Here is a 12680-nt window from a genome sequence, read left to right as displayed (position 1 = left end):
CGGCTTCTTATAGAGGCGGGCGTTTTTATTGATCTGGCCCTGGCTGATAGTTGCAAATGGCGGATAACAACTGCATGGCTTGCACATTACAATTCTGGGAACTAACGACCATCTAACAAATAAGTAATGTTCTGGTGAACCTGCCGTCAGGGTGGGTTGGTTAATCTCGACACTGAACTTTTCAGTCGAGGAAACCGCGATGAACTTTTATAAAGCAGGTTTGGCTGTATTAACGGCTGTGTTGTCATTTGGCGCACTGGCCGAAGGGGGTGGGGACCGCACCTTTGCCCTGATGATGGAGCGCAATGAGAAAGCCATGGCCGCGTACGCCATCAAAAAAGGCAAGCCGGTGCCTGAGGTCCAGGCGTACCGCTATGGCATGGACCTGGACATTGCCAAGGTCGTCAACGTGACGCCGCCGATCCGCTCGTGCAACGCCGTACCGTCGCGCATGACCTACGAAGACTCCAGCGGCAAGCTCAATACCCTGGAATATCAGGTCATGGGCGTATGCCGTAACAATGGCGGTTGAAAATATAGTTCGGCCCAGGGCTCAAGCGCTCTTCAGAAAACCCCGGCAGCGCCGATGCAAGTGAGTACACCTACCTCACTTGCCTAACGGTGCCCCATGTTCAATACCCGCCTGAAGCAGGAGCTGACCGCTCTGCGCGAAGAATTGTCGAGCTTGCTCCAGGTGAAAGAGAGCCTGGAAAGCGAAATGCTCTGCCTGACACTGGACCCTGAAGGCCGTGTGGAGTGGGCCAATGCCAACTTCCTGCAGGAACTGGCTTATTCGCTGGGCGAGATTGTCGGGCGTGCTATCGAAGACCTGGTGCCGGCACATGTGCGCCAGGACGAGTTCCAACTGCGCTTCAAGCACGCGCTGGCCCGCGGCGAACACTTTGCCGGCGCCGTACGCCTGATGCGCGGCAATGGCAAGGAAGCCTGGTTGCGCTCAATCGTGCAGCCGGTGCGCAGTTCGGAGGGGCGCATCAAGCAGTTTTCGATTTTTTCCAGCGACCTTACCCGCACCATCGAGAGCTCGCGTGAACATGAAAACCTGATCACTGCACTGATGCGTTCCACCGCGTTGATCGAGTTCGACCTGGAGGGGCATGTACTCACCGCCAATGACCGCTTCCTCGGCGCCATGGGATACAGCCTGGCGCAGATCGAAGGCAAGCATCACCGTATGTTCTGTGAGCCACAGGAATACAACAGTGCCGAATACCAACAGTTCTGGAAGCGCCTGAACGCCGGTGAGTTCGTCGCCGCGCGCTTCAAACGTGTGGACAGCCACGGCCGCCTGGTGTGGTTGGAGGCCACCTACAACCCGGTGCTGGACGCCAATGAGCGGCTGTACAAAGTGGTCAAGTTCGCCACGGTCATTACCGACCAGGTCAACCGCGAGCAGGCAGTGGCCGAGGCCGCCAATATTGCCTACAGCACCTCTTTGCAAACCGACGACAGCGCCCAGCGCGGCACCACCGTGGTCACCCAGGCCGTGGACGTTATGCGCGACCTGGCCCAGCACATGCAACAGGCCGGTGAAGGCATCGAGGCGTTGAATGCCCAGTCCCAAGTGATCGGCAGCATCGTCAAGACCATCAGCGGCATTGCCGAGCAAACCAACCTGCTGGCGCTCAACGCCGCCATCGAAGCGGCGCGTGCCGGTGAGCAGGGGCGTGGCTTTGCGGTGGTGGCCGATGAAGTACGGCAATTGGCGTCACGTACCAGCAAAGCCACCGAGGAAATTGTTGGTGTGGTGCGCCAGAACCAGGACATGGCCCGCGACGCGGTGGCCTTGATGGCCGACGGTCGTGCGCAAGCCGAGCAGGGCCTGGCCCTGGCGGCGGAGGCGGGTACCGTGATCGTCGAGATTCAGGACGGTGCGCAAAAAGTAGTGAGTGCGGTCGGGCAGTTTGCCAATCAGCTGTCGAGCTGACCTGTCGGGCTTGTGCTTGAGGTATCGTAGGTCTTTTCTCGCTTGCAGAGCTGATCGACCATGAGCCCTACGTTCCGTCGCCCCGTCCCATTGTCCAAGGCTTACCGTTTGCTCAACCACGGGCCGACCGTGTTGGTGAGTGCAGCCCACAACGGCCAGCGCAATATCATGGCCGCTGCCTGGGCCATGTCGTTGGATTTCGAACCACCGAAAGTCGCGGTGGTGCTCGACAAGGCCACCTGGACCCGCCAGCTACTTGAAGGCGCCGGCACTTTTGTGCTGCAGGTGCCTTGTGTTGTGCAGGCTGATCTGGTGCAGACGGTGGGCAATACCCGCGGCGTTGAAACCGACAAATTCGCAGCCTACGGCCTGCACACTTTCAGCGGTGAGCACACCGAGGCGCCGATGCTGGAAGGCTGCGTGGCCTGGCTGGAATGCCGCTTGCTGCCCGAGCCGCATAATCAGCAGACCTATGACCTGTTCCTGGGCGAAGTGGTCGCGGCCTATGCTGATGAGCGGGTATTCAGCGAGGGCCGCTGGCATTTTGAAGGGCATGATGAACTGCGCACGTTGCACCATGTGGCGGGCGGGAATTTCCTGGCCATTGGCCAACCGATTGTCGGGCGCCAGCTCTGACAGAGGCGCAAAGCCACGAAGATCAACTGTGGGAGCTGACTTGCCCGCGATGGCATCACCTCGGTGTATCTGATGTACCGAGGTGTCTGCATCGCAGGCAAGCCAGCTCCCACAGTTTGAACGTATTCCAACCCAGTACTCAGCGTCCGAGCATTTTCACCCAACGCGATGGCGGCATGCCGTAGGTGCTGCGAAATTGGCGGGTCATGTGGCTTTGGTCGGTGAAGCCTGCGGTCATCGCCGCATCCACCAACGATTGGCCCTGGGCCAACAAGTGGCGCACCAGGTCCAGTCGGCGCATGGTCAGGTAGCGGTAGGGGCTGGTGCCGAATAACAAACGAAAATCCCGCGATAACGCCCACCGGTCGCGGCCGGCGTGGTCGGCAATTTCATCCAGGGTGATGCTGCGGCCCAGGGCGCTGTGGATGAATTCACGGGCGCGTTCGGCCGCGATGTAGTCGAAGGATTTACGGCGGATGATGGCCCCGGACGCAGCGCTCAGCGCGTGGGCCAGGTCGAACAGGGCGTCTTGCTCTTGCATCGGGTCAATCGGGCAATCCAGGCTTTGCAGCAACACTTCGCTGGCGCGGTGCAGCCGTGGGTCGGTGGACAAGCCGCCGGGGATAAACGGCAACGGCTGCCCACCGAGGATCTGCTGGATCAGCGCCGGCTCCACATAGATCATCCGGTACTTGAAGCCTTCATCGCTGCCGGCACGGCCGTCATGGGTTTCATCGGGGTGGATCACCATGGTGGTGCCGGGCAGGCTGTGGGTCGTGCCGCCGCGATAATGAAAACTCTGTACGCCGAACAACGTGCGCCCGATGGCGTACGTGTCATGGCGATGAGGGTCGAAGGCGAAGCCGGCAAAATACGCCTCGATACGGTCAAGGCCACTGGCGTGGGGCGCGCGGTGCAGCCAGTCGAGGGAGTGGATGGGGTTGCCCATGGTGACTTGTCACAAAAGGAAGTGGAAACACGTTAACTGAGTCTGCACCGGTTGTCTGCCGGGGTCTTGTACGATTGTGCAGGTGTGGGGCAATGCACATCGGGTAGCGAATCGCTAACCACCCATGGTAAGAAGCCTTACTTTCAACAGTGAGGCCGGGTCATGAGCAAGGTGCGGGTAGGGATTATTTTTGGTGGCCGTTCGGCTGAGCATGAGGTCTCGCTGCAATCGGCGCGCAACATTGTCGATGCCCTTGATCGCTCACGCTTCGAGCCGGTTTTGATCGGTATCGACAAGGCCGGTCACTGGCACCTTAATGACACCTCGAACTTCCTGCTCAACCAGGAAAACCCGGCGCTCATCGCCCTCAACCAGTCCAACCGTGAATTGGCCGTGGTGCCCGGCAAGGCCAGCCAGCAAGTGGTGGAAACCTCCGGGCAGGGCATGCTGGAACACATCGACGTGATCTTCCCGATTGTCCACGGCACCCTCGGTGAAGACGGTTGCCTGCAAGGCTTGCTGCGCATGGCGGACTTGCCCTTCGTCGGTTCCGACGTGCTCGGCTCGGCGGTGTGCATGGACAAAGACATCAGCAAGCGCTTGCTGCGCGACGCGGGTATTGCGGTCACGCCGTTCATCACCCTTACGCGAGCTAATGCGGCGCGCACCTCATTTGAAACGGCCGCTGGCAAGCTCGGTGTGCCGATGTTCGTCAAGCCCGCCAACCAGGGTTCGTCGGTGGGGGTAAGCAAAGTCGGCAGCGAAGCCGAGTACCGCGCTGCCGTTGAACTGGCGTTGGGGTTTGATGAGAAGGTGCTGGTGGAGTCCGCCGTCCAGGGCCGTGAGATCGAATGCGCCGTGCTGGGCAATGACGAGCCCATCGCCAGCGGTTGTGGCGAGATCGTGGTGAGCAGTGGTTTCTATTCCTACGACAGCAAATACATCGATGGCCAGGCTGCTCAGGTGGTGGTGCCGGCGGCGATCAGTCACGAAGCCAGCGAACGGATTCGCAGCCTGGCCATTGAGGCGTTTGAAGTGTTGGGCTGCGCCGGGTTGGCGCGGGTGGATGTGTTCCTGACGCAGGACGGCGAAGTGCTGATCAACGAGATCAACTCACTGCCCGGTTTTACCCGCATCAGCATGTACCCCAAGCTGTGGCAGGCGGCGGGCATGAGCTACAGCGAGTTGGTGAGCCGGTTGATTGAGTTGGCGTTGGAGCGGCATGCGGGGCGCAAGGGCTTGAAGATCAACCGCCAGTGATTGGCCCGAAGCAGTAACGCGATCAGGCGTTACTGAGTACTTCGCGAAAAACGTCCGGCCTTATGGCCGCAATATGCAGTAGCGAACGTGCTGCTCCGGAAGGTGCGCGACGCCCTTGCTCCCATTCTTGAAGGGTTCTTACTGACACGCCCAGAAGCTCGGCAAATTTGGGTTGTGAGAGCCCTGTCTTGCTTCTTGCTTCGGCAGCCTGAGTGACCTCAACGTGCTGCACGGCACCGTAACGTCCCGCTTTGACATCCTGAATGGCTGTGAGTAGTTCTTCGCCTATATTGCGTTTGGCGTCACGTTCCTTCAGTTCTTTATCAGTGAGTGGCATGGTTCATTTCCTTTGCGATTTTGTACAGGATATGTGCCGGAATATTCTCCGTGGCGCTCTTGCCATAAATCAGTAGCGCGACGACTGCTCCGCACTCCAGTTGTGTGGTGTAGATGACCCGCACTGATCCACTTTTACCCCGGCCCTCCATGCTCCAGCGTATCTTTCGGCCACCTCCCGAGCGCGGAATGACATTTCCAGCATCAGGATGGCTGGCGAGAAACGCCATGAAGATACCTTTTTCATCTTCAGTCCAATAGTCAGGCCATTGCCTGCTGAAGAGAGGGGATTCTATGAGAGTGAACACGCGAAATTCTACGTCTTTGACGTAGCCTCTGGCAAGAAAGGGCGGGCCAGAAAATCGCAGGTGAGATGGGGCTGCTCAAGAAGGTTTTTATCGCAAAAGATGACATGGCACTTTGAGTTCTGGCGCTCCGCGTAGGATTTAAGGCGTAAGGGTGCAGGTCTTTTTTATAAGCCTGTACGGATAGATCAACGTCTTAGTCACCCAACGCCTCACCTTCACGCCGAGGGTCAGCACCGCCACTGAGCGTCACCTTGCCGTGGGCATCCCGTGTGCGCACGATGGCCTGCACGCCGCTGGTCATCTCGATCTCGCTCAGGGCGTGGCCCTTGTCCTTGAGCACCTGTTTCAGCGCCGGGCTGAACAGCCCAGCTTCCAACTCGGTAGCACCATTGCGACTGCCGAAGTTAGGCAGGCTGATGGCCGCCTGCGGGTCGAGCTTCCAGTCGAGCATGGCCACCAGGGATTTACTCACGTACTCGATGATCTGCGAGCCGCCGGGGGAGCCGACGGTAGCCAGCAGTTCGCCCGTGTTGCGGTCGAACACCAGGGTCGGCGCCATGGCCGAGCGTGGGCGTTTGCCCGGTTGTACGCGGTTGGCCACAGGCTGGCCGTTTTCTGCGGGGATGAACGAGAAGTCGGTCATCTGGTTGTTGAGCAAAAAGCCCTGGACCATCACATGAGAGCCGAATGCCGCTTCAACCGTGGTGGTCATCGACACGGCGCCGCCCTGGTCGTCCACCGCCACCACCTGTGAGGTGGAGATGCGCAGCGGCGAGCGGTCTGGTGCGTACGCCACCTGAATACCGGCGGGTTGGCCGGGCTTGGCGATGCCCATGCTGCGCTCGCCGATCAGCGTGGCGCGTTGTGCCAGGTAACCTGGCGCGACGAGGCCGGCGACCGGGACGGGGGTGAAGTCTGCATCGGCCACGTACAGCGCGCGGTCGGCAAAGGCCAGGCGCCCGGCTTCGGCGAGCAGGTGCACGGCCTCGGGTGTCGGCTCAAGCCCGGCCGGCGAAACACTCTTGACCGGTGTCATGGGGGCGATGGCCAGGCGTGGGTCGCGGGTTTCCAGCGCCTGCAATGTCCCCAGGATCTGCGCCACGGCAATCCCGCCCGAGGACGGCGGTGGCATGCCGCAGACCTTCCATTGTTTGTAGTCGGTGCACAGCGGTGCGCGCTGCTTGGCGGCGTAGCCCTTGAGGTCGGCCTGGGACAGGCTGCCGGCATTGCGATGGCCCTGTACCTTGCGTGCGATTTCATCGGCAATCGGGCCTTGGTATAGAGCATCCGGCCCTTCCTTGGCGATGCGCTTGAACACCGCGGCCAGTGCCGGGTTTTTCAATCGTGTACCGGTGGCTTTTGGCGAGCCGTCGGCATTCAGGAAGTACGCCGCCATGTCGGGTGATTGCGCGATAAAGCGGTCAGCGGCGATCAAGCTGTGCAAGCGTGGGGAAATGGCAAAGCCTTGCTCCGACAGACGAATTGCCGGTTCGAACAGCCTGGCCCATTGCAGGTGGCCGCTCTTTTTGTGCGCCATCTCCAGGGCGCGCAATACCCCAGGCGTGCCCACCGAGCGCCCGCCAATCTGCGCGTCTGTGAACGCCATCGGCGTACCGTCGGCCTTCAGGAACAGACGCTCTGTCGCCCCGGCCGGTGCTGTTTCACGGCCGTCATAAGCCTGCACCTGTTGTCCATCCCATAGCATGATGAACGCACCGCCGCCGATGCCGGACGACTGCGGTTCCACCAGAGTCAATACCGCTTGCATGGCAATCGCCGCATCAATGGCTGAACCGCCTTGACGCAGCATTTCACGCCCGGCTTCAGCGGCCAGTGGGTTGGCGGCGGCGGCCATATGGCGCTCGGCGTGGCGGGTGCTCAGGTCGGTGCGATAGCCCGAGCCCAGCTCTGGCGCCGGAGGCTGTTCGTTGACGGGCGTATGGCAGGCTGCGAGGGCCAGGGTTGCGGCGATGACTGTCAGGCTGCGGCGGGAAATCAAAAACACGCGCTGAACTCCGTTCATGTTGAGAAGGTGCTGTGGTCCTTGGGCTACTGCGTTTTTTACAGGTAAATCGTGCCTTGCATGTACAGCACGGCCTTGCCGGAAATAATCACCCGGTCACCCTGGAGTTCACAGCGCAACTGGCCCTTACGCTGGCCGCCTTGTTCGGCGCTCAATTGCGGCTTGCCCAGGCGCTCGGCCCAGAACGGTGCCAGCGAGGTGTGCGCCGAGCCGGTAACCGGGTCTTCATTGACGCCCACATTCGGGCCGAACCAGCGCGAGACAAAATCAAACCGCGTGCTCTTGGCGGTCACCGCAATGCCGCGTTTAGGCAGGCCCTTGAGTCGCGCAAAGTCCGGTGCCAGGGCCGCTACCTGCGCTTCATCCTCCACCAGCACAATATAGTCGTCGGTGCCAAACACCTCGGCGGTTTCAAGCCCCAGGGCACTCAACATGCCGTGGGGCGGCTCGCAGCGTTCGGGTTTCTTTGCCGGAAAATCCATCGCCAGCTCATCGCCGTTGCGCGTTACCCGCAACTCGCCGCTACGGGTGGCAAAGCGCAGAACCTGCGGGGCGTCCGCCAATTTGTGGATCAATACCCACGCGGCTGCCAACGTGGCATGGCCGCACAGGTCCACCTCAACTTCCGGCGTGAGCCAGCGCAACTCATAGAACTCGCCACGGGGTACAAAGAACGCGGTTTCCGAAAGATTATTCTCGGCCGCGATCTGCTGCAGTTGCTCGTCGGGCAGCCACTCGGTGAGCGGGCACACTGCTGCCGGGTTGCCGCCGAAGGGATGGTGGCTGAAAGCGTCGACTTGGTAGATGTCCAGTTGCATCGGGGGCACTCCGTGTTCAGGGGAGGCTGGACACTAACAGTGGGGTAGGGGGGCGTCAAAATACAGTTAGGGAGTTTTTTGCGCGCATAAAAAAACGGCCTACCTTTCGGTAAGCCGTTTTTAGTACTTGGTGGCTACACAGGGACTTGAACCCCGGACCCCAGCATTATGAATGCTATGCTCTAACCAACTGAGCTATGTAGCCAAGTGGCGCGCATTATTCGCTTGGAACGGCAATGCGTCAAGCGTTTTTGTTGAATTTTTTTCTACGCTTTCAACTGTTTAAGCCAAAGCCCTAGTTTTGGCGACGGGCGGTGACGAATGCGTTGTGGATGAGGGGGAGTGGAAGCGCTTGGCGTTTTCGAAGGTTTACTCGCAGGCCATGTCCGACAGTGTTGGGCAGATATCCCTGTCGCCCAACACATGACTGGCTAACTCAACTTACCGATGCAGTGGGGTGTGGGTGACGCGCTTGAGCTGTTCGCGGGCCCGTGACAGGCGCGAGCGCACGGTGCCGATAGGAATGTCCAGTACGTCGGCGGTGTCCTGGTAACTGCCGTCGGTTTCCAGCGAGGCGTACAGCGTTCTGCGCATCTCGGTCGGCAAGTGGTCAATCGCACTCAGGGTATTTTCCAAGCGCCGGTTGACTTCGAACTCCCAGTCCAGGCTGTGGTTTTCTTCATGGCCATGCCACAGCGACTCGTCGAATTCGCAATGTGCAGGCTTGGCATACAGGCGCCGGAAGTGATTGCGGATCAGGTTCTGTGCGATGCCGCACATCCAGGTGCTGAGTGTCGCGGTACCACTGAAACGTTCGCGATTGCGCCAGGCCTCCAGGTAAGTCAATTGCAAAAGATCATCCGCGTCTTCCGGGTTCAGGACCCGTTTGTGAATGAAACGGCGAAGTTTTTTCTGTTGATCGTCTGTCAGATGGAGCATGAATTGAGGCGAACTGCCACCAAGGTGAACGAGGGCTTCAATAGGGATATTCATGATTTTTCCTTAAGGTAGACGCAGTCGAAATAGTTTCGGCGGTTACCTCTTTTGCACTGCCTGTGCCAAAGGAGAATCACTGTGTAACTATATGATTTATATAAATAAATACGTTATGGTCGCGGTGTTTTTGTGCAGTAATTTGCAAAAGGCACCAGGGACCTGTGCGGGTTTTTTCATCTTGTTGGATGAGTGAGTTTCAGTGGAACCATCTGGGCGGGCCTGACCACATATGGACACTCTCTTCCTGTACTGGCCTGCCCATGAAAGTCGAATCTACCAACGAAGTGCCAATGACCCCGCGAGTGGAACTCCCCACCGCTAGCCCGGCCGCCAAGCCTGAGCCAGGCCAAGGTGTCGATGATCTTTCTCTGCACTTCAGTCAGGAGGTGGAATCCAGCAGTCGTACGTTGGATAAGCGCGTAATTGACGTGCGTGTGCCTCCTGTCCAGGTGCTCGCGCAGCTCTATGAGCAGTTGGGGCATCCGGCCCAGGAAAGCTTTGCCGCGGTAGTACGTCGAATCAGGCAGAAATTACTCACGCAACCCAGCATCGATACATTGCTGGGGCTCACTGGCGGTGATCCGGCACGCACCTTCGTGGTACTCAAGGCGGTGTGCGGGCAGGCCGAGGCCGACGTGCGCAACTCCGAAGCCGACCTGGCGCGGGATGCAATTGCCAAGTTGGAGATCCGCTTCAAAGGGGAGATCCAGGCGGGCCTGAATATTGCCATGGCCTTGCATAAGAAGAGTGGCGATCCAGAAGAGCTCCAGGCGCTGCGCGCGCTCTATTACGCCAGTGTGGTGACACGGCAATCCCTGGCGACCATGATGCACGCGCTGCTCGGCATCTACAGTGACGACCGTTTTGCACATGGGTTGAAAATGATGTCCAGCGCCCTGACGGCCGACATTGCCGCCCATGTGTCCTCCGTCCCTACGGCAATGTTGCGCACCTTGCTGACGGGACTGGGCAAATGCGGCGCATTGAGCGGGGTGTTATGCAGCTGTCGTGAGCTGATTCAGAACCTTGCAATCGAAATGCATGCGGTAAGCCTGCTGCGACGCATGCTGGGTTATGCAGACACCGGCATCGTGACAAATGAAGTCATGCGCCTGGCTGAAGATATGGGGGCCAGCACATCAAAACTCGTGTCTCTCAATGCGCTTTATAAGCTGTTTCAAAAGTTGCCCGAGGCCTTGTGGCCGGATAGCAAATCACGCCAAGAGGCGCTGCACAATTTTCTGCTGGTGATGGACGAGCTTGCCCGCCTCGAAGGCATACGCCCTGGTTTTCCTAATTCGACTATCCTGGCGTGAGCGTGCTGTCCACCCTCAACGGTGTACTGCTCAAGGTGGCGCAGCGTGCCGAGGTCTTGGGCGCGGTGGTGATCATGGCCATTGTGTTCATTTTCATCGTGCCGCTGCCTACCTGGCTGGTGGACATTCTGATTGCGCTGAATATCTGTATTGCCTGCCTGCTGATCATGCTGGCACTTTACTTGCCCGGGCCTTTGGCGTTCTCTTCCTTCCCGTCGATTTTGTTGCTGACCACCATGTTCCGCCTGGCGTTGTCGATCGCAACGACGCGCTTGATCCTGCTCGAACAGGACGCCGGCGATATCGTTGAGGCCTTCGGCAATTTCGTAGTGGGCGGCAACCTGGCTGTTGGGATGGTGATCTTTCTGATCCTGACCCTGGTCAACTTTCTGGTGATCACCAAAGGCTCTGAACGGGTTGCCGAAGTGGCGGCGCGCTTCAGCCTGGACGCAATGCCGGGCAAGCAGATGTCCATCGACAGTGACTTGCGTGCCGGCTTGATTGACGGCGTGCAAGCGCGGGACAAGCGTGAGCAGTTGTCCCGCGAGAGTCAGCTGTTCGGGGCCATGGATGGTGCCATGAAATTCGTCAAGGGGGATGCCATCGCGGGGTTGATCATCGTTGTGGTCAACCTGTTGGGCGGCTTCTCCACAGGTATGTTCCAACACGGCTTGAGTGCCGCCGATTCAATGGCGCTGTATTCGGTGCTGACGATTGGCGATGGTCTGATTGCGCAGATACCGGCGCTGTTGATCTCTCTCACCGCCGGCATGATCATTACCCGCGTGGCGCCGGAAGGGCGCAAGGGCATCACGAACATGGGCGCCGAGATCGCACGCCAGATGACCAGTGAGCCCAAGAGCTGGATGATCGCCTCGGTGGCCATGCTGGTGTTTGCGATCGTGCCTGGCATGCCGACCCTGGTGTTTATTCTGCTGGCGATGATGACCGGCGCCTTGGGTTATTACCTCGACCGTCGGCGCCGACGTGAAGCGCAGCCAGAAGCCGAAGCCGTCGAAGCCGTGCGGCCTGAAGAAAATGGCAAAGAGGATCTGCGCGGGTTTGATCCGTCCCGGCCTTATCTGCTGCAGTTTCCCTCGGCTTTGCGCGGCACGCCTGAGGTGACCGATCTTATTCACGGAATCCGTCAGGTTCGAAATTCCCTGGTTGCCAATATTGGCCTGACGTTGCCGCCGTTTGAGGTCGAGATCGATGACTCGCTGGACGATGATGAAATGCGCTTCTGCGTCCATGAGGTACCCATGGTCAAGGCGTCGGTGGTCCAGCGCGTTGCCGTGGAGCGCAGCGCCCTGACGGTTGAGCCTGAGCATGGCATACCGGGATTGGCCGAGCGCAATGAACAGGATTGGCTCTGGCTGCCACCCGACGACCCACTGCTCAATGACGCGCAGTTGGAGCGCTTCACGGCGACGAGCCTGATCGTCGAGCGCATGAAGAAGGCGATGATGCTCAGCGGGCCGCAGTTCCTGGGGATTCAAGAGAGCAAGTCGATCCTCAGTTGGCTTGAGAACAACCAACCCGAGCTGGTGCAGGAACTGCAACGCATCATGCCGATCTCGCGATTTTCGGCGGTGCTGCAACGCCTGGCCAGCGAAGGGGTTCCGCTGCGGGCCGTGAGGTTGATTGTCGAATCGCTGATCGAATACGGCCAGCACGAACGCGAGCCGGAAGCACTGGCTGACTATGCGCGCATTGCCCTCAAGTCGCAGATCTACCACCAGTACAGCGAGGCCGATGGGCTGCATGCCTGGCTGTTGTCACCGCATACCGAAAACATCCTGCGCGAGGCGCTGCGCCAGACCCAGACCGGGGTGTTCTTTGCACTCGACGGCGACAATAGCGCTGCGCTGGTCAACCTGCTCAACCAGGCCTTCAGCGCACGGGCAAAAATAAAAAGTGTGTTGTTGGTGGCGCAGGATTTGCGCAGCCCCTTGCGCACCTTGTTGCTTGAAGAGTTCAACCATGTGCCGGTGTTGTCTTTCGCCGAGCTGGGGAGCACTTCCAAGGTCAAGGTGCTGGGGCGTTTTGACCTTGGCCAGGATGAGTTGATGCACGGGACATTGGCATGAACA

General features: G+C 59.3%; 12 protein-coding genes and 1 tRNA gene. 6 read left to right on the top strand and 7 right to left on the bottom strand.

The window, feature by feature from the left end:
* Window positions 1-199: 199 nt before the first annotated feature.
* From HU730_RS09785 to HU730_RS09775, 3 genes are all read left to right on the top strand, one after another.
* Complete coding sequence (locus HU730_RS09785) at window positions 200-532, top strand: DUF2790 domain-containing protein (RefSeq protein ID WP_014716799.1); 333 nt, start codon at window positions 200-202, stop codon at window positions 530-532.
* Window positions 533-628: 96 nt separating this feature from the next.
* Window positions 629-1945 (top strand): PAS domain-containing methyl-accepting chemotaxis protein, encoded by a 1317-nt coding sequence (locus HU730_RS09780; protein ID WP_054897165.1) that lies wholly within the window; start codon window positions 629-631, stop codon window positions 1943-1945.
* A 60-nt stretch (window positions 1946-2005) separates the two neighbouring features.
* Window positions 2006-2581, top strand: a complete 576-nt coding sequence (locus HU730_RS09775) for a flavin reductase family protein (protein ID WP_186526980.1) — start codon at window positions 2006-2008, stop codon at window positions 2579-2581.
* Between the two features lie 139 nt (window positions 2582-2720).
* Here the strand turns inward: HU730_RS09775 and HU730_RS09770 are convergent, their stop codons facing one another.
* A complete protein-coding gene (locus HU730_RS09770) occupies window positions 2721-3530 on the bottom strand; it encodes an AraC family transcriptional regulator (protein ID WP_034128111.1) in 810 nt (269 codons plus the stop codon).
* 162 nt (window positions 3531-3692) lie between these two features.
* Here HU730_RS09770 and ddlA point away from each other — a divergent pair, with 162 nt between their 5' ends.
* Window positions 3693-4790, top strand: a complete 1098-nt coding sequence (gene ddlA, locus HU730_RS09765) for a D-alanine--D-alanine ligase (RefSeq protein ID WP_072446969.1) — start codon at window positions 3693-3695, stop codon at window positions 4788-4790.
* A 22-nt stretch (window positions 4791-4812) separates the two neighbouring features.
* Here the strand turns inward: ddlA and HU730_RS09760 are convergent, their stop codons facing one another.
* The 6 genes from HU730_RS09760 to HU730_RS09735 form a co-directional block, all read right to left on the bottom strand.
* On the bottom strand, window positions 4813-5127 hold the full coding sequence (locus tag HU730_RS09760) for a helix-turn-helix domain-containing protein (protein ID WP_019817027.1): 315 nt from the start codon (window positions 5125-5127) through the stop codon (window positions 4813-4815).
* Window positions 5114-5434: a transcriptional regulator gene (locus HU730_RS09755; protein WP_186526979.1), complete on the bottom strand. Its 321-nt coding sequence runs from the start codon at window positions 5432-5434 to the stop codon at window positions 5114-5116. The genes HU730_RS09760 and HU730_RS09755 overlap by 14 nt, the downstream gene beginning before the upstream one ends.
* Window positions 5435-5627: 193 nt before the next feature.
* The gene (gene ggt, locus HU730_RS09750; RefSeq protein WP_186526978.1) at window positions 5628-7457 is read right to left on the bottom strand and encodes a gamma-glutamyltransferase; all 1830 of its coding nucleotides are present in this window, start codon (window positions 7455-7457) and stop codon (window positions 5628-5630) included.
* A 38-nt stretch (window positions 7458-7495) separates the two neighbouring features.
* Window positions 7496-8275: a PhzF family phenazine biosynthesis protein gene (locus HU730_RS09745; RefSeq protein ID WP_072446973.1), complete on the bottom strand. Its 780-nt coding sequence runs from the start codon at window positions 8273-8275 to the stop codon at window positions 7496-7498.
* A 128-nt stretch (window positions 8276-8403) separates the two neighbouring features.
* A tRNA-Met gene (locus HU730_RS09740) sits at window positions 8404-8480 on the bottom strand.
* 236 nt (window positions 8481-8716) lie between these two features.
* Window positions 8717-9268, bottom strand: coding sequence for an RNA polymerase sigma factor (locus HU730_RS09735; RefSeq protein ID WP_034128106.1), 552 nt, complete (start codon window positions 9266-9268; stop codon window positions 8717-8719).
* 263 nt (window positions 9269-9531) lie between these two features.
* Between HU730_RS09735 and HU730_RS09730 the strand changes: the two genes are divergently transcribed.
* Window positions 9532-10587, top strand: a complete 1056-nt coding sequence (locus HU730_RS09730; RefSeq protein WP_096144145.1) for a TyeA family type III secretion system gatekeeper subunit — start codon at window positions 9532-9534, stop codon at window positions 10585-10587.
* Window positions 10584-12677 carry a type III secretion system export apparatus subunit SctV gene (sctV, locus tag HU730_RS09725; RefSeq protein ID WP_186526977.1) on the top strand — a complete coding sequence of 698 codons (2094 nt, stop codon included), beginning with the start codon at window positions 10584-10586 and terminating at the stop codon, window positions 12675-12677. The genes HU730_RS09730 and sctV overlap by 4 nt, the downstream gene beginning before the upstream one ends.
* Window positions 12678-12680: the final 3 nt, after the last annotated feature.

Source organism: Pseudomonas sp. SWRI22 (assembly GCF_014268395.2).
Taxonomy (GTDB): Bacteria; Pseudomonadota; Gammaproteobacteria; order Pseudomonadales; family Pseudomonadaceae; genus Aquipseudomonas; species Aquipseudomonas paracarnis.
The sequence above is the reverse complement of the archived record's forward strand: the minus strand, read 5'-3'. Positions and strand labels throughout refer to the sequence as shown.